This is a genomic window from Paenibacillus methanolicus (assembly GCF_008124765.1).
Classification (GTDB): Bacteria; Bacillota; Bacilli; order Paenibacillales; family Paenibacillaceae; genus Paenibacillus_Z; species Paenibacillus_Z methanolicus.
In genome coordinates this window covers 216,201-238,277 of the sequence record NZ_VNHS01000007.1, presented here as the reverse complement: position 1 = coordinate 238,277, position 22,077 = coordinate 216,201, and the positions used below count along the sequence as shown (strand labels likewise).

At 57.6% G+C, this 22,077-nt stretch carries 20 protein-coding genes; 13 read left to right on the top strand and 7 right to left on the bottom strand.

Annotation, left to right across the window (positions count from 1 at the left end):
• Positions 1–23: 23 nt before the first annotated feature.
• Positions 24–1,481, bottom strand: coding sequence for a sulfatase family protein (locus BCM02_RS19285; RefSeq protein WP_148930961.1), 1,458 nt, complete (start codon positions 1,479–1,481; stop codon positions 24–26).
• Positions 1,482–1,709: 228 nt separating this feature from the next.
• Between BCM02_RS19285 and BCM02_RS19280 the strand changes: the two genes are divergently transcribed.
• From BCM02_RS19280 to BCM02_RS19240, 9 genes are all read left to right on the top strand, one after another.
• The gene (locus tag BCM02_RS19280) at positions 1,710–2,501 is read left to right on the top strand and encodes a helix-turn-helix domain-containing protein (protein WP_148930754.1); all 792 of its coding nucleotides are present in this window, start codon (positions 1,710–1,712) and stop codon (positions 2,499–2,501) included.
• A gap of 38 nt (positions 2,502–2,539) precedes the next feature.
• Entirely contained in the window at positions 2,540–3,325 is a 786-nt protein-coding gene (locus BCM02_RS19275; protein ID WP_148930753.1) for a hypothetical protein, read from the top strand.
• A 75-nt stretch (positions 3,326–3,400) separates the two neighbouring features.
• Positions 3,401–3,907: a DUF1572 family protein gene (locus BCM02_RS19270; RefSeq protein WP_148930752.1), complete on the top strand. Its 507-nt coding sequence runs from the start codon at positions 3,401–3,403 to the stop codon at positions 3,905–3,907.
• Between the two features lie 141 nt (positions 3,908–4,048).
• On the top strand, positions 4,049–4,405 hold the full coding sequence (locus BCM02_RS19265) for a YhfM domain-containing protein (protein ID WP_148930751.1): 357 nt from the start codon (positions 4,049–4,051) through the stop codon (positions 4,403–4,405).
• Between the two features lie 132 nt (positions 4,406–4,537).
• The gene (gene paiA, locus BCM02_RS19260; protein ID WP_148930750.1) at positions 4,538–5,056 is read left to right on the top strand and encodes a spermidine/spermine N(1)-acetyltransferase; all 519 of its coding nucleotides are present in this window, start codon (positions 4,538–4,540) and stop codon (positions 5,054–5,056) included.
• A 144-nt stretch (positions 5,057–5,200) separates the two neighbouring features.
• Complete coding sequence (locus tag BCM02_RS19255; RefSeq protein ID WP_148930960.1) at positions 5,201–6,388, top strand: NAD(P)/FAD-dependent oxidoreductase; 1,188 nt, start codon at positions 5,201–5,203, stop codon at positions 6,386–6,388.
• Positions 6,389–6,444: 56 nt separating this feature from the next.
• Positions 6,445–7,308: an RNA polymerase sigma factor SigJ gene (gene sigJ / locus BCM02_RS19250; protein ID WP_148930749.1), complete on the top strand. Its 864-nt coding sequence runs from the start codon at positions 6,445–6,447 to the stop codon at positions 7,306–7,308.
• 98 nt (positions 7,309–7,406) lie between these two features.
• Positions 7,407–7,973 carry a YdcF family protein gene (locus BCM02_RS19245; RefSeq protein WP_148930748.1) on the top strand — a complete coding sequence of 189 codons (567 nt, stop codon included), beginning with the start codon at positions 7,407–7,409 and terminating at the stop codon, positions 7,971–7,973.
• A gap of 29 nt (positions 7,974–8,002) precedes the next feature.
• Entirely contained in the window at positions 8,003–8,374 is a 372-nt protein-coding gene (locus BCM02_RS19240; RefSeq protein WP_148930747.1) for a hypothetical protein, read from the top strand.
• 141 nt (positions 8,375–8,515) lie between these two features.
• On the opposite strand, the gene BCM02_RS19235 is transcribed toward BCM02_RS19240, so the two are convergent.
• Both BCM02_RS19235 and BCM02_RS19230 read right to left on the bottom strand, forming a co-directional pair.
• Entirely contained in the window at positions 8,516–9,481 is a 966-nt protein-coding gene (locus BCM02_RS19235) for a formylglycine-generating enzyme family protein (RefSeq protein ID WP_148930746.1), read from the bottom strand.
• 110 nt (positions 9,482–9,591) lie between these two features.
• Positions 9,592–10,959 (bottom strand): MFS transporter, encoded by a 1,368-nt coding sequence (locus BCM02_RS19230; protein WP_148930745.1) that lies wholly within the window; start codon positions 10,957–10,959, stop codon positions 9,592–9,594.
• 197 nt (positions 10,960–11,156) lie between these two features.
• On the opposite strand from BCM02_RS19230, the gene spoVB reads away from it, so the two are divergent.
• Positions 11,157–12,701, top strand: a complete 1,545-nt coding sequence (gene spoVB, locus BCM02_RS19225; RefSeq protein ID WP_148930744.1) for a stage V sporulation protein B — start codon at positions 11,157–11,159, stop codon at positions 12,699–12,701.
• 106 nt (positions 12,702–12,807) lie between these two features.
• Here the strand turns inward: spoVB and BCM02_RS19220 are convergent, their stop codons facing one another.
• The 3 genes from BCM02_RS19220 to BCM02_RS19210 all read right to left on the bottom strand — a co-directional run bounded on the left by BCM02_RS19220 (position 12,808) and on the right by BCM02_RS19210 (position 17,947).
• The gene (locus BCM02_RS19220; RefSeq protein WP_148930743.1) at positions 12,808–14,133 is read right to left on the bottom strand and encodes a type 2 periplasmic-binding domain-containing protein; all 1,326 of its coding nucleotides are present in this window, start codon (positions 14,131–14,133) and stop codon (positions 12,808–12,810) included.
• Between the two features lie 351 nt (positions 14,134–14,484).
• Positions 14,485–16,128, bottom strand: coding sequence for a response regulator (locus tag BCM02_RS19215; protein WP_148930742.1), 1,644 nt, complete (start codon positions 16,126–16,128; stop codon positions 14,485–14,487).
• A gap of 7 nt (positions 16,129–16,135) precedes the next feature.
• Positions 16,136–17,947 carry a sensor histidine kinase gene (locus BCM02_RS19210; protein WP_148930741.1) on the bottom strand — a complete coding sequence of 604 codons (1,812 nt, stop codon included), beginning with the start codon at positions 17,945–17,947 and terminating at the stop codon, positions 16,136–16,138.
• Between the two features lie 286 nt (positions 17,948–18,233).
• Between BCM02_RS19210 and BCM02_RS19205 the strand changes: the two genes are divergently transcribed.
• The 3 genes from BCM02_RS19205 to BCM02_RS19195 all read left to right on the top strand — a co-directional run bounded on the left by BCM02_RS19205 (position 18,234) and on the right by BCM02_RS19195 (position 20,870).
• Positions 18,234–19,121: a carbohydrate ABC transporter permease gene (locus BCM02_RS19205; RefSeq protein ID WP_148930740.1), complete on the top strand. Its 888-nt coding sequence runs from the start codon at positions 18,234–18,236 to the stop codon at positions 19,119–19,121.
• The gene (locus BCM02_RS19200; RefSeq protein WP_148930739.1) at positions 19,121–19,951 is read left to right on the top strand and encodes a carbohydrate ABC transporter permease; all 831 of its coding nucleotides are present in this window, start codon (positions 19,121–19,123) and stop codon (positions 19,949–19,951) included. Before BCM02_RS19205 ends, BCM02_RS19200 begins: the two co-directional genes overlap by 1 nt.
• A gap of 490 nt (positions 19,952–20,441) precedes the next feature.
• Complete coding sequence (locus BCM02_RS19195; RefSeq protein ID WP_148930738.1) at positions 20,442–20,870, top strand: VOC family protein; 429 nt, start codon at positions 20,442–20,444, stop codon at positions 20,868–20,870.
• A gap of 33 nt (positions 20,871–20,903) precedes the next feature.
• Here the strand turns inward: BCM02_RS19195 and BCM02_RS19190 are convergent, their stop codons facing one another.
• A complete protein-coding gene (locus BCM02_RS19190; RefSeq protein WP_148930737.1) occupies positions 20,904–21,848 on the bottom strand; it encodes a helix-turn-helix transcriptional regulator in 945 nt (314 codons plus the stop codon).
• Between the last annotated feature and the right edge of the window lie 229 nt (positions 21,849–22,077).

The window sequence follows — 22,077 nt, the reverse complement described above, 5'->3', positions numbered from 1 at the left end:
CTACTCGAACCGGATGCTCTGGTTCATGCTTCCCGCGGATGCCGTCTGCGCAATTCGTCCACGTGTTGGCCGCGGCCGGTCTCGGCGAGACGATCGGCGTACGCGTTCAGATGCCCTTTGGCATGATAAGGACCGCCCTCCCTCATGACCGTCCACAGCGGGTCGACGTCATGATCCATCGACATCATCATCGCATCGTGCCAGTCGAGCAGGCGATAGGCTGCCTCCCGGCACAGATCGGGCCTGGCTTCGGCCAGATTATGCTGTTCATGCGGGTCGTCCTTCAGGTGGAACAACAGCTCCCGATCGAACAGATGATAGCCGTCGTGATAGGTTCGAATATACAGCCAATCCCCGAACCGGACGCTGCGCTGGCACACATGGGCGCACTGCGACACGATCAAGCTCTCGCGTCCCGTATCCTCCCCCGCTAGAATCGAGCCGGCATAACTGCGGCCATCCCAGCTTGACGGCGGCGCGAGTCCCATCAGCTCCGCCATCGTCGGCGGCAGGTCGAGGTGGTAATGCAGCCCGGCGTCGACATGCCCCGTCTTGCCGCCCGGCCACCGGATGATCATCGGGATTCGGCACGTCGCCTGATCCGCCGTCCCGTGCTCGCCGTAGATGCCCAGCTCGCCCATGTTCTCGCCGTGATCGGCCGTCACGATGATGACGGTATCCTCCAGCATCCCCTTCTTCGCCATGACGTCCAGCAGCATGCCGATGTTCTCGTCCATATGCCGGATGCCGCAATCGTAGCCGTCGATCATGCGCCGCAGATCGCCGCGGTCCATCAGTTCCCCGGGATGCCGCGGATAATCCGGCGACGTCCGGCTATCGTACATGTTGATCTCGCGGGCGCCGTGCGGTCCGACCTTCTCCCGATGCCGGGCGAACACTTCGTCCGTTATCCATTCCGGCAGCGGCTCATCCCGGAACGGATCGCCGAATGCCTCCGGCGCGCGGTAAGGCGTATGCGGATCCCAATAATTCACGTAGAGCATCCAATCATCCTGCCCGGCATGACGCTCCAGCCATTCCAGGACGACCGGCGTCACCTCTTCGGCCGACTCCATGCCGCCCTTGCCCGTGTTATGAATTTCATTGAAGCCCGCATAGAACGTCCACGCGGCGTGACGCTCGCCGAACGGGCTGATCAGCGCCGTCTTCATGCCCGCCTTGCGGAAGAGCGAAGGGAAGCACTCGCCGGCCAGCCTGCTGCGAAAATCGCGCGATTCGCCTTCATGGCGCACGTCCGCCGCCGTTCCGCCATGGCCGACGACGCCGTTGTGAATGCCGAACCGCCCGGTCATGAGCGCCGTTCGCGAAGGGAAGCACGGCGCGTCGGACGTGTAGTAATTCTCGAAGCGGACGCCCTCGGCCGCGATCCGGTCGATATTGGGCGAGGTGTTCCGATGATACCCGTAGCAGCCCAGATGGTCGGGGCGCGTGGAATCCAAATCCAGCAGCAGCACTCTCATCGTTCGTTCTCCTTTGTTTCGCATATACGCCGGTCCTCCCCTGTTTGCCTTGTCGCTTCGGCGTTACGTCCAGTATAGGCGCCGATCCGTTGCTCGGTCGATGTACGGCATCCCGGTACGGTGTACGATTCAACGCTAATTTCCTCGCTCCCTCTTGCGTTCGCCTATCTGGATTTCTCTGTCGTTGCTATAATAATTCAATGAAATCTGCGCACGCGGAGGTAGCCGATGCTGATGATTCAAGCTGTACATTTCGACGATTCCATCCCGAGCTGGCGCACGCAGACCGCCGTGATCGACTACAATGTGCTCGTGCTGGTCGTGTCGGGTCGCGTCCGTTACCGGATCGGGGAGCACGATCATGTCGGCGAGCCGGGGGACCTTCTGTTCATCCCGCGCGGCACGCGCCGGGCCGGAGACAACGATCCTTCGGGACCCCATCGGAAATACACGATTCTGTTCAACGAGGACGCGGACCGCTTGTCGTTCATCCCGTTCCTGCGCGACAGACGGTGGCTTCGGTTCCAGCCGCGGAAGATGGCCTACCTTCGGCAACGATTCGCGCGCTTGCACGAGGAATGGCGGCCGGACGATCCGCTCCAAGCCTTCGCTTGCCTGGGCGTTCTGCAGGAGCTAATCGGCTTGATCGCCGCCGATCTGGGGCGCCCGGAGGTGCCGCCGATCCGGACGCGATACGCCGATGCCATGCAGCGCTACCTGCGCGACCATTACCGCGAATCCGTCGCAACCCGGGAGCTCGCGCGGCTGATCGGACGGACGCCGAATTACGCCATCGCCGTCTTTCGCGAGGTAACGGGACAGACCCCGATCGCCTATCTGCATCAACTGCGCATCGCGGAAGCCTGCCGGCTGCTGTTGGACTCCGACATGACCATCGCCAGTATCTCCGACTATTTGGGCTACTATGACACGTCCTACTTCTTCCGCGTCTTCAAGAAGCATGCGTCGATGACGCCGAGCGATTATGCGGCGAGCGGGAGACGGTTGTCGTTTGATTGACTGCGTTGTAACTACTAACAGGTGAGGAGACAGCCGATATGGATGATGTATTGTATGTGCGGGTCGTAATCCCGCCGGAGGTCGTCACCCTCCCGAACATACAAATATGGATTCATGATCTCGTCTTATTCAGCCCTACTAAGATGAGGACGAAGCTTACCGATCGCAAATTTAATGCCAACCAACTTCACAAAGAACTAGAGAAGTTATTCTCGGAGGAATGCGTGAATTTTCAACTGGAGTTAAGAGATGATACGAGTTCCTTTACCTTGACCAAGGGAATAAATCAGCTCCCTTCGATCCTTTGCCTATTCAGTAAGTCCGTATATGAGAACATCTCGGTGCCAGAGATTGCGAGCAAATTTACGGACTTCTTCCAAACCTATGAAGGGATAGTCGGCCATGCAGTATCGCGCGAAGATCAGAAATGGCAAAACGAAACCGATATTCAAGAATATAAGGATGCGAATAAACCTTTGGACCATGTAACATACAAGCCTCATTCCTTCGATCCGGACAAAATCATGATCGATACCGAGTCATTCCCGGGACACCATCATTTTGTCAAAAGAGGTCTTTGGTTTGGAGCTGCATGGAGAATGTGGTTTGGCAACGAGTACTTTTCGTATATTCCAAAAGATAAAATCCTTGCATTTTCAGATGGCTATCAAACGCAAGAACTGCACAATGGATCCATTAGCATAACGCTACATGAGGATGTCTGGGATTACGAGACAGCCGTGCATAGAGAAAGGCAATGGGAATTTCGCAGGAGGGTCGGTATGGACGAGGTTGCCCATCCAATGCGAAACCGTTCAAGATAATGGCAAGTATACCAAATAGTTAATATATGGTAAAATCCACAATGCAACTACCGTTTTTACAAGGGGGGGCGCTCCATGGACATCGCCTTAGAGCTAATCGAGAGCATGTTAGTCAAGTTCAGATCAGAGAAGAAATGGACGCTGCAAGCGATCGAACAATTGTCCGAAGCGGATATCACTTCTTCCCCGACCTCGGAAAGCAACAGCATCGCGAACCTCGTTGCGCATATTAGAGGTGCGGTACACTCGCGTATTGAAACCATTCTATTCGATATGCCGGACACAAGAGATCGAGACATGGAGTTTGAGATAGGGCTTCACATGTCGAAAGAACAAGCGGTCACCTCGATCAGAGAGTCGTTTGATCTGCTTATTCAATACCTGGAACAGTTCAAAGCCTCGCCCCCGTTATTAATGTCACAGCCCTTCCTTGAGCGCCCCCCGCTTACATACAGCCAGGTAAATAACGAGACGACGGCGCTGAATCTGATAATGGCCATGTTTAGAGAGGTGCACTTTCATACCGGGCAAATTATCTATGCGGCCAAAATCAGAAAAGGGCAGCTGGTTTGGCAGATGTAACAGGTGCTCGGGACGGGACGGAGTATCAATATCGATTATCCGTTGGATAGCACACAAAAGGCGGTGAGTTGCATACGCGGCAAATGGCTCCTCATGATCATCTTGGCGTTGTGTCTAGGTTCCGCCGGGTGCAGCACCGATTTGCTGGACCGACAAAGCATCGTGACGATAACACTCGAATGTGCCGACTTTTGCAAGACGATGAACAACGCGCCGTTCGCCGCCGAGAAGATCATCTCGTACGAGAACGCGGATGAGCTGCGGATATTCCGGCGGGCGATCGAAACGGCGGTGAAAATGAGCGGCGAGCTAGAGTACGGCGTCATGTTTTACATGTACCTCTCGATGGAAGACGGCACGCAAAAGAAATTCGTACTGAACGTCGGCGACGAAGAGGATCAGACGGGTCTGCTGGTCGATACGGCCGCTAGCGGCCAAGGCTATGAAATTCCGGAAGATCAGACGGCGAAATTGCGGGAAATCATATATGAAGGATGACATCGACAGCCGTGATTCGAACGGCTGTTTTTTCTTCTTAGCGAGGTAATAAGGAACAACTATTTTGTTGTAAATACAACAATAATTGTGTATGCTTGCCTAACTAAAACCAATTCAGGGAGGCTACGAAAAGTGACGATTCAAATCAAAGCGTGTACCTTGTCCGATCTCCATGTACTGCAAGACGTTAGCATCGAGACATTCCAGGACACGTTTAAGCATCAGAATTCACCCGAAAATATGCAAGCCTACTTGGATCGAGCCTTCAACTTAACCCAATTGGAAAAAGAGTTGCTCCAGCCTTCTTCGGAGTTCCATATGATTTTCGCCGACGATGATATTGCCGGGTATGTCAAGGTGAACATCGATGAGGCGCAATCCGAAAACATGGGCCAGGATTCGCTTGAAATCGAGCGGATCTATATTCGGGAGAAGTATCATAATCAGGGGCTCGGCAAGCATCTCGTCCAGCAAGCGATCGACATCGCCAAAGAACGAGGCAAAGCGAAAATTTGGCTCGGCGTGTGGGAGAAGAACGAACGCGCGATTGCCTTTTATCACAAACTGGGGTTTGTCCAAACAGGAGCTCACTCATTCTGGATGGGCGATGAAGAACAACTGGACTTGATCATGACCAAAACGCTCGAATAAGCGCTCTGCTATAGCGTCGGCGTTGAGCTTCCGGGAAATTTGCTCGACGTTTAATACGGGCACCCGCTTTCGTTCGACTCCGATGTCACAAATCAGCGCCCTATCTTGTTATATGCGTATACCATGATAAGGAGCTGAAGCATGATGAACGAATTGACATGCATCATCATCGGAGGCGGCCATGCCGGGCTTGCCGCGCTCAAGACCATTAAGGAAACGACCCGGAGCATGGCCAACGGACGGACGATTCGGATCGTGCTGATCGACAAGCAGCCCGGCCATGTGCGCAAAGTGCTGTTATTCCGTCCGGCTGCGGGCGGGGAAACGATTACGATTCCCTGGTCCACGTGGTTAACGGAAGGCGTGGAATTCGTGCAAGGCACGGTTACGTCCGTGGAGAGCGAGGACAAAAGGATTCGATATACGGACGCGCATGGACATGACGCCCGCATGCGGTATGATCTTCTCATCGTGGCGGTCGGCAGCATCGTTCGGCGCCCTGATCCCGATCAAGGCGGCATCGCCTTGACCGACCCGCAAGCGGCGGCGGATATCCGGAAGCGCTGGCGCGACAACCTGGGGAAAGCCGTCGGCGAGGCGGACCCCGAGGAACGGAAGCGATTGATGACGGTCGCGGTTGCGGGGGCGGGTATCAGCGGCGTCGAGACGTCCGTCGAACTTGCGCTCGCCATGCGGGAGGAAGCGTCGTCGCTGGGGCTGCATGCGCCGGATACGCGCGTCTATTTGCTGAATGCGCAGGAACGTCTCTTTCCGGAAGGGCCGGATAGAGTTGGGCGGAAGCTCGAACAGACGCTCGACGAATGCGGCGTGACCGTGCTTCATAAGCGTAAAGTAGTGCGCGAGGAAGCAGGCGCGGCGACGCTCGACACTGGCGATCGTCTTGCGGTCGGCCTATGCATATGGACGATCGGTCTGATCCCGAATCCGGCCCTCCGCAGCCTAGGCTTGCCGCTAACGTCCGAAGGGCAGGTGCTGGTGGATGAAAGCTATCGCGTCAAAGGGGCGCCGGGCGCGTACAGCATTGGCGACTGCGCGAGAATCGTCGATCCGCGAACGGGCAGAGCGGATTCGATGCGGTGCGGAGAAGCCGTGTTACAAGCGCATCGGCTCGGCAAGATCGTGAGAGCCGATCTGGAGGGCCGCCCTGCCCCGGTTCATCAATCGGCGATTATGGATTTATTTTGCATCGGTCTGGGGGAAAATCGAGGATTAGTGTGGGGACGCAAATGGGGACTGCAGCTCGTTGTAACGGGTAAGCCCGCATGGAAATTCAGGAATTTAGCCTGGGATGCAGGCAGCGAGCTTCGATAGGAACAAGCGCCCAGATTGACAAGAAAACGATCAGCCAGGATAAGGTGGGACGACGAATGGAGGAACTGTACGATCAATATCGAGCGCTGCTATTCACGCTAGCCTATCAGTTAACCGGTTCTGCTTCCGACGCCGAAGATGCGGTACAGGACGTGTTCGTGAAGGTGTGCGACGTACAGATCGAGCGTCTAACGGAGCCGAAGGCGTATTTGTGCAAAGTCGTAACTAACCACTGCCTTAATCAGCGGCAGTCGGCGCGGAAGAGGCGCGAAGTGTACGTCGGTCCGTGGCTCCCCGAGCCGATTGCGACGCCGGAGGCGGATACGCTCGAGACGACGATCGTTCGCCGCGATCTGCTGTCTTACGGCATGCTCGTGCTGCTCGAGCGGCTGACCCCGACAGAGCGGACGGTATTCGTCCTGCGCGAGGCGCTGGGCTTCGATTATCCCGAGATCGCCGAACTGATCGGGAAACGCGAGGCGAATTGCCGCAAGCTGCTCAGCCGGGCAAGAAGCAAGATGGGCATATCCGAGGATGAGGCGGTCGCGGCCGAAGCGGTCGAATGGGATTGGATAAGCCGGTTCCTCACCTCCCTCGAGCAAGGTAACGTCGATCACATTCTGTCTATGCTGACCGAAGACGTCCTGCTCATCGCCGATGGAGGCGGCAAGGCCACCGCGTTCAAGCGCCCGGTCCATACGCGCGATCTCGTAGCCCGCGTCCTGCTCGACAGGTTCCACGGGAGAAGGTCCGATCATCGGGAAAACTTCCAGTTCGAGGCCGCCCCTCTAAACGGCGAGACGGGAATCGTCATCCGTTCCGGAGACGAAATTCTCGCCGCGATCATCCTCCAACTTCGAGGCGGTAAGCTGGCCCGCATGTATGCCGTACGTAACCCGGATAAGCTCGCCCGGCTATAGGCTTTCTTGCTTGCGTAAATTTCATCTTAAGTTCAATGCTATCAGGAGCAGCTAGCCGTCTCGGCAGTTGCTCCTCTTCAATTCAGGAGGTTCTTTGGATGTCTTTTCCCTTTGATTCCATTACTGACTTTATGTTTTTTGAAACGAAGTTGGAACAATCAGAAGTTATCTTAATTCCTGGAGCAAGTCAACCTCAATTAGCAGAACGAGCAGCACTGTTATATCGCCAGGGAATAGCCCCCTTAATTTTACCTTCTGGCGGCGTCACCACTCATGTGGAGACGACGGAGTGGGAGTTTCTGCGGAATATAGGGACGTCATTAGGAATTCCTTCAGAAGCCATACTTCAAGAAGACAAAGCTACGAATACTTTTGAAAATGCGCGATTTTCCTTAGAAGTTTTAGACCATCACGGAATTCAACCGAAAAAGGTGGTTTTGGTGTGTAAAAACTATCATGCAAGAAGAGCGCTGTTAACGTATCGTTTTGTTTTTCCAAGAGAGACCGAATTTTATGTAAGCCCGGTTATTGATAAAACGGGGATTACAAAAGAAAACTGGTTTCTAGACGAGGAAAAAATCAGCCGTGTGATGAATGAGCTAGAAAAGGTCGGAAAATATTTTAGACCTGCTATATACCGGATTGGTTCAAGTGCTAGACAGTAGATAAATAGATTACGCGAGGATGAATGTAGATGACAGAGAGTAACTATAAAAATTGGCCGACCGATGAGCATGCCCGATGGATCAGAATGGGGCATTTCTTCGGGAAGACGCTGATGGAAGAAGTGAAGGGCCATGCAAAAGAGAGAATCGATCCCGCTTCTTCCGTAGAGGAACGACTTGCGGCGGAGAAAGCCATTCGCGATACCTTATACGGTTTTATGATGCTGCTTGATGGAGTGATCGACAGCCCTATTGATCAAGACCATGGGGTTGAATTCGCCCTAGTGGCTAGAGTGTTCAACCAAGATACAAGGGAATATCTGGAGGAAATCGAATTGGCCCCGGACGGCGACGGCTTATGTATGGGGATACATATGTGGGAAGACGGGGAATTTGAATAAGGGAACGTCTATGTTCGTCCCCCACGGCGACGCGCGTTTCATTCCGAAATATAAGAATCGATGGAGCGTAGAACTTATAAATTGTTGCATAACGTCAAGAAGCCCGCGGATAGCTGCGGGCTTCTTCGTCGATCACGTTGCTTAAACACGGTCCATCGCCACGCGGAATCCGATATTCCCCGTCGAGCTGTCCGGCGTGTTGGAGCTGCGAGCCGCGACCCGGTAGCGATTGCAGTAGGAACGATGGCATAAATACGAGCCGCCTCGCATCGCGCGCTTCCCGGTCGGGTCCGTGTAATGCGGATTCGCCGGGGCGGTCTGCCGATGATAGCCGGGACTGAACCAATCCGCGCACCATTCCCAGACGTTCCCCGATAGGTTGTACAAGCCGTAGCCGTTCGGCTCGTACGCATCGACCGGCGCCGTGCCGACGTAGCCATCGCTCGCGTTGTTCTTCACCGGGAATTTGCCCTGCCAAATGTTGCAGCGATGCTGGCCCCCCTGTTTCAACTCATCGCCCCACGGATACGTTCTCCCCGTCAAGCCGCCTCTGGCCGCATATTCCCATTCCGCTTCCGTGAGCAGACGCGTCCCCGACCAAGCGCAGTATGCGGCCGCGTCATGCCACGACACATGGACGACCGGATGGTCCATCCGCGCTTCGACCGACGAGTCAGGCCCCTCTGGCTTGGCCCAATAAGCGCCCTCGACCACGAGCCACCAAGGCACTTCCTGCGGGACGTTCGCCACGCGCGCCCGGGTCTCCTCCGACGCCAGCAGATGGAAGACGAACGACCAGCCGAAGCGCTCCGCCTCGGTCACATACCCCGTAGCGTCGACGAACGCGGCGAATTGCCGGTTGGTCACCGCATATGGCGCAATGCCGAACGGGTCGACGCGCACCTTCCGCACCGGACCTTCTCCATCCGCCGGGAACCCGTCCGGCGCATCCGAGCCCATGTAGAACTCTCCGCCTTCCAGCCAGACCATATCGCCCGACTGAGCGTTTCCGCGCGGTTGCGCCAATTCGGGCGCATTGTTCCCGGCTTCATGGGTTACGTCCTGCGACCGGCTGGCCGAACAACAAGATTGCGTTGGTTTCAACATCCTCGTCCCTCTCCCTCGTCAAAACTGCCGTTTGGCTAGTAGTATAGCAAGTCTATGAAGAAAAGATAAGCAGCTACGCGGCCGCCGCGATATCGAACGCGGCGTACCGCCTACTCCTTCGCGAGCCCCGGCCTTGCGGCAGGCAGCCGAAGCGTAAGCAGCAGCATGAAGACGCCCAGCGCGGCGCAAGCCCAAGCCATGCTATGCAGCTGCGGCGTCGAGATGGCCTTCCCGAATAGCGCGGCCAGCAAGCTGGAGGAGAGGATGGTGCCGATGAACCGGCTCGTCATGAACAAGCCCGACGCGATGCCCGTCTCTTCCTTCTTCACGAAATCGTACAAGACCGTCTGCATCCCCAAATTATTAAAACCGTTCGCAAAGCCAAGCACGCACAGCACCGGGAAAATGACCGTTACGGGTGCGGCATCCCGAATAAACAGCAGCAGCAGCGAACCGGCTATCGTCGACAACGTCCCCACGACGAGCGAAGGCTTGGAACCCTTGCGGTCGATCCATCGGCTGACTAGCGGCGTCACCAGCACGCTGAAGCCGGCGATGGACAGCATGACAAGCCCCGTCTGCTGCGGGTCCATATGCTGCACCTGCTGAAGATACGACGGTATGCCGAACATGATGGAATAGAAGGCGATGTTAGTCAGGATAAATTGCGCGTAGATCAGCGTCACGTTAACGTTATTCCGCAGGAACGCCACGTCGATGAACGGCGCTCGCCGGCCAAGCTCATACCGATAGAACCAGATCGACATCCCGGCAGCCGCCGCCAGCGTCCACGCGTTCGCTCCCTCCGCAATGGAGAGGAAGAACAGGAGCCACAGGAAGATCGTAGCCGAGAACAAAGCGACGCCCGGCCAATCCATGCCCGACAGTCGTCCGGGCTTCTGCGTATCGCGGGGGAACGCCTTCCACGCAAGGAGGAACGAACCGGCGATGAACGGGAAGTTGCATAGAAAGATGAGCTGCCAATCCCCGTAATGCAGCAGCAGACCGCCAAGCGATGGCCCGAACGCCGCGGAAGTGCCGGAGAAAATCGACAGCACGCCGAGCGCCTTGGCCTGGCCGGCCGTAATTTGGCTTCGGATCATCCCCATGCCGGACGGGAACAACGCCGAGCTGCCGAACGCCTGAATGATGCGAAATCCGATCAGCCAGCCGAAGCTCGGCGACAGCGGCGCCAGGCAGGATGCGAGCGTCACGAGCGTAAGACCCAGCAAGAACACCCGCTTGCGACCGAAGAGATCGCTCCATTTGCCCATGATCGGCTGCCCGATCGCGCTGGCCAAATAATAGGTGGAGATCAGCCACGACACCTCGCCGAAAGTTAGCCGAAATTCGTCTTGAAGCCGGGCCAACGCGACCGAAATCATCGTCGTATTGAGCGGGTTCAGCAGCGTCCCGAGCGCCACGGCGGTAATGAGCAGCAGTTCGCTCCGCGTCAACCCTCTCCGATCCGTCGTCATGCGTCGCCTCTTTTCTGCATCCCATGCGGCAAGGACGCGTTTATCATGCTTTCCATTATAACGTAACGCACCGATCTTAGGGGAGAAAAGGGATGTCCGCATGTTCGCCCAAGCCCGCGAATACAATGAAGAGGTTGTTCAAAAAGCGATTCGCCTGCACGCGCAATAAAGTATTTGATCATCGGGAGGGTATGCCCATGCCGCAGCCGTCATCCTTCATCAGAGGGACGTTCGTATTGTCCGTCGCCGCGTTCATCAACCGCATACTCGGGTTCGTCAGCGGGATGTATGTCGCCCGCCTGTTAGGCGCGGAGGGGATCGGTCTGCTCATGATCGCTCATCCGCTCGTGCCGCTCGTCATCACGCTGACGGAGCTCGGCTTGCCGGTCGCCATCTCCAAGCTGGTCGCCGAAGCCGATGCGCGCGGCCAGCACGCGAAGGTGAGACGAATTCTGCGCGTCTCCCTGGCCGTCACCGGCTTCTTGAGCCTGACGCTGACGACGGTTTCCCTGCTCGGTTCGGAATGGATCGCCTCCATCCTGCTGAGCGACCAGCGCGCTTATTACGCCATGCTCGCGATTACGCCGATCGCCCCGATCGTCGCCGTGTCCGCGGTGCTCAAGGGCTACTTCCGCGGCAAACAGCGGATGCAGACCATCGCCGTGTCCGACGTGCTGGAGTATACCGTCCAGATCGCCTGCGTCTTGGCCCTGGTTCACCTGCTGATGCCGTACGGCATCGCCTATGCCGCGGCCGGCGCGATGGCCGCTTCGGTCATTAGCGAAGCGTTCAGCCTGCTGTTCCTGCTCGCGAGCTATAGGCTCAGACGCGAAGCGCCTTCGCCGGGCGAGACGTGGTCGAGCCATCTCAAGCAAGGCCGGCCTACGCTCGCGGAGCTGCTTCGCATCGGCCTGCCGACGACCGGTCACGGCGTCGTCCAATCGCTGTACGGCGCATTCCAGCCGCTGCTCATCACGACCAGTCTGGCGTTGGCCGGGATCGGCACCGCCATGGCGACCAAGCAGTTCGGCATGCTCGCCGGCTTCGCGTTCCCGCTGCTGTTCATGCCAAGCTTTATTACGCATTCCTTGTCCACCGCCCTCATCCCGGCCATCAGCGAAGCGGCCGCGAACAAGAACAAGCTGCTCATGCACGAGCGAATGGACCAGGCGATGCGCTTGGGGCTCTTGATCGGGGCGCCGGCGACCGTCATCCTGTTCGTGTGGGCCACGCCGCTCACCACGCTCATCTACCATGCGCCGGAGGCCGGACCGCTGCTCCGCATTCTGGCGCCGATGTTCTTCCTGCACTATTTCGACGCGCCGCTGCACGCCATTCTGCTCGGTCTAGGCCGGGCCAACGCGTCGTTGTGGAATTTCGTCGTCGCCACGGTCTTCAAGGGAGCAGCCATCTTCGTGCTGGGCAGCAAGCTCGGCATCGAAGGCGTGGCCTATGGGCTGGGCATCGGCATCGTCGTCCAGACCATCTTAAATTTCTTCTCGATCTCCGGCACGATCGGCTTCTATTGGGATATCCGTCCTTACATCCGCGTCGGCCTCTGCATGATCGTCATGGCGCTATGCGGCCAAGCGGCTATGCGCTATCTGGGGAATATGGGACTTCCGACGACATGGGCCGTGATCGGCTCGATCGCGCTCTCGCTGCTCGTCTATCTCGTCGCCTTGTACTTCTCGGATCCGCCGGAGCGCAAGCGCAAGGCGCAATTCTCGTGGGGCGAATAAGCTTCTTGGTCGGCAAGCCTCGTCGATGGTTGATCCGGCGCGCGATTCGTTACGAACGCAGCAAACTCCTGCCTCATCGCGAGGCAGGAGTTTGTCGTTTATGCGGCTATTGCGCGGAACCCAGCTGAATCCACGCTTGCTGGATTTCCTCGACCGCTTGATCCTTCGTCTTCGACTTGCCGATGTAGGCTTGCATGATTTCGCCGAATTTCTGATGGAACGTATCGAGCGAGTAGTTGACGGACAGGTCGCCGGATTTCTCGGTCTTGAGAATTTCGTCCATTTGCTTCGGCATGTCGAGCTCCGGCAGCGGCGCGTCCTTGATCGGCGGGATAACCTTCGCCACCGAGGAGAACCAGCCTTTGCCGTAGTCGGACGTATAGAGCCAGTTGAAAAATTCGATCGTCTCCTTGGCTACCGCCGAATCCTTGTTGATGCGAAGCGCTTGGTCCGCGCCGGTGATGATCTGCGCCTGCTCGGCCTTGTCGCTGACCGGATAGCCCGCGATGCCCAGTTCGAAGTCCGGCGTAATCTTCTTGATCGCTTCTTCGTCCCATGCGCCCTTGCCGGTCAGGATCGCCGCTTTGCCGGACGCGAAGTCGCTCACTTGGGCGTTGCTGTCGCGCTCGAGCGGCTTCGGCGTGCCGTGCGCCACCGTCGTGTCGATGAAGCTGAAGAAGTTATTGTACAGCAGCGGATGGTCCTGGAACTTCGCCTCGCCGGCGATGAACGCCTTCACGAGATCCTGCGCGCTCTGACCCGCGTCCTGCGCGGCCGCGTCGACGTAGTGCTGGAAGATGTGCTTCCATACCCACCACTCTTTGTACGCGTTCGCGAACGGGGTGACGCCTTTCGCTTCGAGCTTCGCGATCGCGTCCTCCAGCTCGGCGGTCGTCTTCGGCGGCGCCGCGATGCCTGCATCGGCGAACAGCTTCTTGTTGTAGATCAGAGTGAACAGATTGCCCTTCACCGGCAGGCCGAGCACTTTGCCGTCCGCGGACGTCATGTTCGCGCGCACCGCGTCCGTCATCGCCGCCGCCAGCGGCTCGTTCGTCAGATCGGCGCTATATTCGGCGAACGTATCGATGTCGCCGCCCGCCGTCGTCTGGAACACGTCCGGCGTGCTGCCGGCCGCGATTTTGGATTTCAGCACCGTATTGTAGTCGGCTTGCATGATTTCCAGGTTTATCGTCACGTTCGGCTTCACTTCCTTGTACTCTTCGATGTAAGCGTTGAAGGCTTGCGTATATTCCGGCGATGCGGTAAACATATTGATCGTTACCGGCTTGGAGGCATCCGCCGCCTCGCTCGCATTCGCTCCCGCGTTCGCGCCCGCCGCATTGCCGTTGCCGTTATTGTTGCCGCCGCATGCGGATAGCAAAGCCATCGTCATCGCCAAGCTCAATGACAGCGCCACCATTTTGTTCTTCATGTCTACGCCCCACTTTCGTTATCGGTTGAACCTCTCGATGCCTATTGTAAAGAAAGCGGCGCGCGATCGAAATGCACATAAGTGAAGTGTTAAGGGTAAAAAAGCGTTCTCCCGGTGCCGCCTCCCCCTTCCCCCTCCGCCGAGGGGAACCAGAGGTCTCTGCCCTCTGGACTCCCTCTTCGTGCTTGCACGTTTGTTCGCGGTCGGCGGGTGGCTTCGAGCGGGGCACGCTTTTGTCCTCGCGGACAAAGCTTCAGTGGGTGTTAAAGTTCTAAGACATAAGTCTGTCAACTATAGGCTGTGGATAACTTCACCCGACTTTTTCCTTAACCTGACAGCATTGCCCTCGGCTTAGCCGTCGCAACGGGCAGCCCGATAGTCGGACGGCGAGAGGCCGCAGTAAGTGCGGAACGCTTTGCTGAAATAGTTCTTGTCCTTGTAGCCAAGCATCTCGGAAATCTCCTGGATCTTCAAAGCGGGATCGCCCAGCAGCTCCTTCGCCTTGTCCATCCGCACCTTCTGCATATATTCGTGAATGCCGACCCCGTACTGCTGCTTGAACAGCTTCATGAGGTATTCGCGGCTGAGGTAATGCTTCTCGGTGAACATGGAGATCTTGATATCCTCGAAATAATACCGGTCGATGTAGTCCCGCACGTCCGCGATCTGAAAAGGGCGGCTGCCGGACGCCTTCTCCAGGATGCGCTCCCCGTGGTGCTGAAGCGTCGCGGTCATCGCCGCCTCGAATTGCGCAAAGTCCGCGAAGTCCGGTCCGCCGCCTCCTTCGACGCGGCCGCCTGCTCCCGCGCCTGGCAGCGGCTCCAACCGCGCGCCGAGCTCGGCGGCCAGATCGCCCAGCAGCACCTGGAACTCGCGAAGACGCAGATCCGCCTCGGCCAAGCCGAACGATTCGAATTGTCTCAGCTGGCCGAGATAATCGGCTAACACGCTGCGCGCCTGCGGTAGATTGCCCGCCTCCAAGGCGCCGCGAATTTGGCCCATCCGGCTCGCGAGTCCGAGCGGCGCGCTTCGCGTCTCTCTGCCGGCGGACGCGCCGCCGGTTTCCGCGCCCGCGCCGGGCTTAAGCAGATTGAACCGGTTCAGCGCGGACTTCGCTTCCTCGTATGATCCCGCCAGCTCCAGCACATCGGTACAAGGCGATCCGAGCCCTGTCGCGACCTGCATCCCGAATAGAGCGGCGAGCGTCGCGACGGCTCTCTTCGCCAGAATGCCCGCCGTGAAGGCCAGCTCGTCCGCATAGCCGCCATCGGCGGAATAGACGACGATCATCTCCCGCGCGAACGCCGGATCGGCGAAGCTGAACGCCTGCAGCCGCTCGCCGCCCACGTCGCTCAGCACGTTGGCGACGGCGAACTGCAGCAGCGCGTTCTCCTTGTTGAAGCGCCTCGCGCACACCTCGTCGAAGTTCATCACCCGAAGCACCGCCGCTATATGGCGCCCGTTCGTCTTGTCCGCGCCGATGAGCGGCAGGAACGCCTCGTTCGATTGCCGCTTGAAGCTGCGTTCGAAGATCGACAGATACAGCTTCTCCTTCAGCTTCGGCAGCGACATATTGAGCGTGATGTTGCGGTTGACCAGCTCGCTCTGGCGCTCGCGCCTGGCTTCGAGCACCTGGACCGCCTTGCGCAGCGCCTGGTTCAAGTCCGCGCGATTCACCGGCTTGAGCAAATAATCGGCCACCTTCGAGCGAATCGCCTGCCGCGTAAATTCGAAATCATCGTAGCCGCTGATGACGATGGTCAGCAGCTCCGGATAGTCCCGCTCCACCTCCCGGAGAAATTCCACCCCGTTCATCTCCGGCATTTTCATATCCACCATCGCCACGTCCGGCTTATGCGCCGCCAGCATGGCGAGCGCGCTTCTACCGTCAGCGGCCTCTAGGATTCGCTCCACGCCCAAGCCCTGCCAATCCCCGAGGATGCGGATCGCTTCCCGCACGGGCTCCTCGTCGTCTATGATCAACACCGTATACACTTGTTTGTCACCCTCCTCGCGGCAGCGTCATCGTCATGCGGGCGCCGCTCTCTCTTGCTTCGATCGTCAAATCCGCCGCTTCGCCGTACAGCAGCTTCAAGCGCATATGCAAATTATGCAGGCCGATGCTGTCGCTCTCCCGCTCGTCCCAATCGGCCGCGAGCAGCCGCCGAACTTCCTCCAGCCGCTCCGGCGTAATGCCGGGGCCGTCGTCTTCCACGACGATGACGGCCTGCTCGTCCGCAAGCTCCGCGCGGATGACGACGGCGACGGGACGGGATACCCGTTCGACGCCGTGCTTGATCGCGTTCTCCACGAGCGTCTGCAGCGACAGCTTCGGCATCCGCAGCTCCGACAAGCGCGGGTCCCACTCCGTCGCGACGAGCAGCCGGCTGCCGAACCGCGCTTTTTGCAATGATAGATAGCGCTCCATATGCCGCAGCTCCTCTTCGGCGAGGACGATATCTTTGCCGCTGATGCAATATCGCAGCGTCAGCGCGAGCGCGTCGACCATATCCGCCACGTCGTCGGTCCCTTGCTTCAGCGCCTTGGTCGAGATCGCCTGCAGCGCGTTATAGAGAAAGTGGGGATTGATCTCCGCCTCCAGCGCCTTGAGCATCGCGTTCTTCTCCACCAGCTTCATCCGGAACCGCTCGTTGATCAGCTCGTTCGTCCGGACGACCATCTGATTGAACCGCCGGGTCAGGAACGCGATCTCGTCCCGGCCCTTCACCTGCGCGGCCGCGTCAAACGTGCCTTCGCCGAATTTGCGCATCTGCACCGACAGCTTCTTCAGCGGGAGCGTGATGGCATTGGCGGTCAAGGCGACGAGAATGACGGCGATGACGAGGAAAATCAACCCGATCATATAACTGACGTTGCGCGTGGTTGTCGCCGCCGCATAGATTTCGCGATACGGAATCGGCTTGACCAGCGACCAGCCCTCCACCTGCCCCGCGTTATGAACGACCATATACGGCTCGTCCGTCCCGTCCCAATCGAACTGCCCGTTGCCGCTGCCCGGCAGCCGAGCCGTCATGCCTCCTTCGCGCGCCTGCCGATAGAACGACGCGTCGTCCGCGTAGAACGGCGTCCGCGACGGATCGAGGAGCATCACATGCTCGCCCTCGCCTAGCGGCACGTCCCGCATCGTCTCTCGAACCGCTTTGTCGTTGAAGTAGAACGACAGCACCGCCTGGGGCTCCCGGCTGGCGATCGAGCGCAGTACTTTATGGAACGCCATGAACACCTTGTCTGTATGGACGTCGTAGCCGGTCGTCTCGCCGGGCAGCACGAACGACTGGAACGCGCGGTTCTGCTTGCTCGCCATCATCTGCTCGTACCAGCGCTGGTCCGCGATCTTCGCGTCCGTCCCGGTCCGGCTCGAGATCGTGTACGTCTCCCGGTAGATCGTATAGTATTTGTCTTCTTCCACGAGATAGAGATAGATCGCCTCCAGATCGTTCCGGGAGAAGAACAGGTCGCGCAGATAGTTCTCCAAGTATTGCCTCGACGCATAGTTCTCCGCTTCGGTCTTGATCGCGTGCACGATCTCGTCATAGCGCAGCTGCGGCTGGGACAGCGCTTCCATCCCCGCGAGATAGCCTTCGATATTTTTGTTCACGAGATATAAATTGTTCGTCGTGCTGGCGATGCTGCTCGCCACCGACTCCCGTTGAATCATCTGGTACGAGATGACGGTCAATGACCCGACGACAAGGATGATAATGCTCGTAAAGAGCAAGATCAGCTTGTTGACGAGTCGACGCGTCGCCCGGTCGACAATCGCTGCCAGGCCTCTTTTGATGCGGTCGATCATCGCTCGTTTCGCCCTCCCGTCCTCGGTTGCACAGTTCACCTTTTTACCCTTAACAGTCCCCTTTCCTCCATTCTGCGCGCTCGGCCCCCTAATTTATAATCCATTGTAACGAAATCCATCCCGAAGCAAACAAGGCGATACTTGTTACGTTCCGGAAAAGCTGATTGGTTTGCGTCCACAATCGAAAGATTGGGAATGCAGCATTCAGCGAAGGTGAAATACAAGATGACTTATATATGTGTAGCATATAAACGCTTGTATTTGAACAAAAAAAAAGAGGTGCTCTATGCGCAGACTAAGTAGAAAATGGGGCGACAAGCTCGAATTCGGCATCTTCACGCTTCCCGTGCTCCTATGCGTGGCCATCGCGTTCTACATTCCGTTCGCCATGACGGTGCGCTATTCGCTCACCAAGTGGAACGGGATTTCCAAGCATCCGAAATTCGTCGGCCTGGACAATTTCAAGCAAATCTTCCTGCACGACGCGAACTTCGCCAACGCGGCTTGGTTCACCCTTAAATACGCGGTGCTGTACATCGTGCTCGTCAACGTGCTGGCGATTCTGCTCGCGCTCGTGCTCGACATGAAGCTGAAGTCGTCGACATGGCTGCGGATGGCGTTCTTCACGCCGTATATTCTGAGCCTCGTCATCGTCGGCTTCATCTGGAAATTCATTTTTATGCAGGGCTTCGAGTCGCTCGGCGCCAGCACCGGATGGGGCGTCTTCGACCTCAGCTGGCTGGGGGAGCCGGGACTGGCGTTCGTCTCCATTCTCGGCGTCTCCATCTGGCAATCGATCGGCTTCTATATGGTCATCTACATCGCGGGTCTCCAATCCGTACCGGACGATCTGAAGGAAGCGGCCGTCATGGACGGCGCCGGACCGGTCCGGCGGTTCTTCAGCATCACGCTGCCGCTGCTCGCGCCGTCGATCACGATCTCGGTGTTCATGGCGCTGACGAATTCGATCAAAATATTCGACGTCATCCTGTCGCTGACCGGCGGCGGACCGGGCGGCACCACGTACAGCGTCGCCTACGACATCTACCGCGATACGTTCCAGAACAATTTGTACGGCTACGGCACGGCGAAAGCACTGATCCTGTTCGTGGCGGTGCTGATCATCACGATCGTACAATTATCGATCTTCAAACGCAGGGAGGTTGAAGCCTAATGAAGCGAATTAGAACAGGACGTCTGCTACTCGAAGTCTTCATGGTCCTCCTATCGCTCGTCTTTATCTATCCGCTCCTGCTCACGATTCTGAACGCGTTCAAAAGCTTCCAAGAGGTCATGACCGACGTCATCGCCCTGCCCAAAAAGCTGTCGTTCGCCAACTACGCGTACGTGTGGGACTTCATCGACTATCCGCGCCTGTTCCTGAACAATACGATCATTACCGTGCTCGGCTTGGCCGGCATCGTCCTCGTCTCGTCGATCGCGGCCTACAAGCTCGGACGCACGAAGACGCGAATCAGCGCCTTGATCTACCTGCTGTGCATTATGCCGATGCTCATCCCGTTCCAATCGATCATGCTCACCGTGCTGCAGCTGGCCAAAGACCTGAATCTGTCGGAGAGCACGTGGGGGCTCGGCATCCTGTACTGGGGCTTCGGCGCGCCGCTGGCGGTGTTCATCTACCACGGCTTCGTCAAAGGCATTCCGCTGGAGATCGACGAGAGCGCCAAGATCGACGGCGCCTCCGGCTTCCGCCTGTTCTTCAGCGTCATCTTCCCGCTGCTGAAATCGGTGACGACGACGATCATCATCATCGACGTCATGTGGATCTGGAACGACTTCCTGCTGCCGCTGCTCATGGTCAACGGCTCCCCGTCCACGAAGACGCTGACGCTGGCCGCCTATACGTTCGTCGGGCAGTACACCTCGGACTGGCAGTACGCGATGACGGCCATGGTGATGGCGGTCCTCCCGTCCATCGTCGTGTTCATGCTGCTGCAGAAGTATATCGTCAAAGGCGTCGTGGCCGGGGCGGTGAAAGGGTAGGCAGCGTCAATCAAAGGGCTATGCCCTTCGAGAACCCGTTCTTTTCCTCCCCCAAGCCCCCTCGCGAGGGGGTTCAGAGGGACCCGTCCCTCTGGACACCCGGAAGGATCGTGACTCGTTGCGCGGCCGTCTTCGATGTTTCCTTTCGAGGGGAGCCCGCTAGTCCTTCGGACTGGCTCTTGTTCGAGCTTCGTTCATTACGTTTTGCCTTGGGTGGTATCCTACAGGGCTGTCCGTTTGATGCGGCTCCGTGCTGACCTTCGCTTTCGTCCGCTATCGCGGACACGCTTTACTTATTCACTCGCAACAAAAAAGGGATCCGAACGTCATCCGAGATGACGATGGGATCCCTTTTCTCTTAAAATAACGCGATTTACCGCATCCGCTAAATTAGTTTATGACAGAAGTTGTCACGATTAGGGGATACAATTGGTTTCGAGGCCGGCGCATCGCAGTCCGAGCTAAACGAAACCAAAAGGAGTGTTTGATCATGACGTTTCAAGTTACGCCTTTTATCACGCTGAACGGGAATGCAAGAGAAGCGATTCGATTTTACGAATCCGCGCTGGAGGCCAAAACGGTATTCTTGCAAACATATGGAGAAGGCCCCGAGGATCCGTCGCACCCGCTGCCGGCGCACGCCAAAGAACGGGTAGCGCACGGGGTGCTAAAGATCGGAGAGGCGGAATTATTCGTGGCGGACTCGATCTCGGACGAGCCGAACGCGACCGGCGATCGCCTGCAGATCTGCATCACGACCCCCGATACCGAAACATCGGCCCGCTTCTTTAATGCGCTCTTGGAAGGCGGCCAAGTCGTGATGCCTTTGCAAGAAATCTACTTCAGCCCGGCTTTCGGCGTCGTGACGGACCGATTCGGCATTACGATCCAACTCTTTACTCCGAGAAACAAAGCGTAAACCGGACGAGGCGACCAAGAGATCGCCTCGTTTTCATCCCTGATAGTTCTCAAGTAATTCGATCAGCCTTCTGCGGATGGAGGCTCTCAATTCCGCCGGCTCGCGCAGCTTGACTTCGTCTCCCAGGGAGATGAAAAAATCAGTGTAAAATGAAATGTCGCTCCGGTCGACGTCCGCATCGATTATTGCAGTCCCGTCCTCGCGCACTTGGAGCAAAGGAGAGAGCCAGAGCTCGGCTTCGCAGCGCTGGGTGCCGGCGCGGGTCAGCTCGGCTCTTAACCTCATTGCATCCGCCGGCGACGCCGCCTCGTGCCCGAGCAGGCGGATATCGCTCAGTTGGAGCGGCTCGGTCGGATCGTCGACCGCATCGCGAATCCGGTCGCAGCGGAAGGTTCGGTAGTCCCGGCGCAGAAAACAATAGGCCGTACAGTACCAGAGGCCGCTGTGCGCATACAGGAAAACCGGCTGAATCCGCCGACGACTGGCCGCCCCTTCCTCCTTCGTGTCGTATAAGACCGCAAGCACCTTCTGCTTGACGGCGGCTTCCAGCAAGACGGCCAGGAACGGAGCGTCCGACCGCCGCGTCGGCGTTATAAAATCGACTCGCTCTTTCATGCCGTCGATCCGGTCCCGAACGTCGCCTGGCATGTGCAAATAAAATTTGCTCAAGGCCGAAGCGGATTCCGCATCGAACGGCAGCGAGGAATAGTGACGAAGCGCATGCACGGCAAAAAACATGGCCCCGGCCTCCCCCTCCGTGAACGCAATCGGCGGCAGCACCCGTTCCCTCACCACCTGATACCCGCCGTGCGGCCCCACCTCCGAATACAGCGGCACGCCCAGCTCGCTCAGTTCCTGCAAGTCCCGCAGAATCGTCCGCGAGGAGACGCCGAATTCGTCCGCCAATTCTTGAACTTTGAACCTCCGTTTACGGTTCACCGTCATCATGAGCTCCATGAGCCGTTTCGATTTGGGCATCGTCGCTCCCCCCTTCGGAGTAAATTCGCCTATGTCAACTATTCGCCAGATGAAGGAAACGAACCTGCCAGCGCCGCACAGGCAACGAAACGAAGCCGGTCTGCTCCCCGCTGGGGACAACCGGCTCGCTCGCGTGACGCTGCAGCTTCAAGCGTGTGTCTAACTATCTTTCTGAATATTTTCTAATCACTGTCACAGAATTGTTCCTTCAGCTGTCTTAATTGATGTA

What these genes read in the sequence shown, in the direction of transcription:
- BCM02_RS19285 (WP_148930961.1), bottom strand. Translation starts at nt 1,481, where the DNA reads ATGAGAGTGCTGCTGCTGGATTTGGATTCCACGCGCCCCGACCATCTG.
- BCM02_RS19280 (WP_148930754.1), top strand. Translation starts at nt 1,710, where the DNA reads ATGCTGATGATTCAAGCTGTACATTTCGACGATTCCATCCCGAGCTGG.
- BCM02_RS19275 (WP_148930753.1), top strand. Translation starts at nt 2,540, where the DNA reads ATGGATGATGTATTGTATGTGCGGGTCGTAATCCCGCCGGAGGTCGTC.
- BCM02_RS19270 (WP_148930752.1), top strand. Translation starts at nt 3,401, where the DNA reads ATGGACATCGCCTTAGAGCTAATCGAGAGCATGTTAGTCAAGTTCAGA.
- BCM02_RS19255 (WP_148930960.1), top strand. Translation starts at nt 5,201, where the DNA reads ATGAACGAATTGACATGCATCATCATCGGAGGCGGCCATGCCGGGCTT.
- sigJ (WP_148930749.1), top strand. Translation starts at nt 6,445, where the DNA reads ATGGAGGAACTGTACGATCAATATCGAGCGCTGCTATTCACGCTAGCC.
- BCM02_RS19245 (WP_148930748.1), top strand. Translation starts at nt 7,407, where the DNA reads ATGTCTTTTCCCTTTGATTCCATTACTGACTTTATGTTTTTTGAAACG.
- BCM02_RS19240 (WP_148930747.1), top strand. Translation starts at nt 8,003, where the DNA reads ATGACAGAGAGTAACTATAAAAATTGGCCGACCGATGAGCATGCCCGA.
- BCM02_RS19235 (WP_148930746.1), bottom strand. Translation starts at nt 9,481, where the DNA reads ATGTTGAAACCAACGCAATCTTGTTGTTCGGCCAGCCGGTCGCAGGAC.
- BCM02_RS19230 (WP_148930745.1), bottom strand. Translation starts at nt 10,959, where the DNA reads ATGACGACGGATCGGAGAGGGTTGACGCGGAGCGAACTGCTGCTCATT.
- spoVB (WP_148930744.1), top strand. Translation starts at nt 11,157, where the DNA reads ATGCCGCAGCCGTCATCCTTCATCAGAGGGACGTTCGTATTGTCCGTC.
- BCM02_RS19220 (WP_148930743.1), bottom strand. Translation starts at nt 14,133, where the DNA reads ATGAAGAACAAAATGGTGGCGCTGTCATTGAGCTTGGCGATGACGATG.
- BCM02_RS19210 (WP_148930741.1), bottom strand. Translation starts at nt 17,947, where the DNA reads ATGATCGACCGCATCAAAAGAGGCCTGGCAGCGATTGTCGACCGGGCG.
- BCM02_RS19205 (WP_148930740.1), top strand. Translation starts at nt 18,234, where the DNA reads ATGCGCAGACTAAGTAGAAAATGGGGCGACAAGCTCGAATTCGGCATC.
- BCM02_RS19200 (WP_148930739.1), top strand. Translation starts at nt 19,121, where the DNA reads ATGAAGCGAATTAGAACAGGACGTCTGCTACTCGAAGTCTTCATGGTC.
- BCM02_RS19195 (WP_148930738.1), top strand. Translation starts at nt 20,442, where the DNA reads ATGACGTTTCAAGTTACGCCTTTTATCACGCTGAACGGGAATGCAAGA.
- BCM02_RS19190 (WP_148930737.1), bottom strand. Translation starts at nt 21,848, where the DNA reads ATGCCCAAATCGAAACGGCTCATGGAGCTCATGATGACGGTGAACCGT.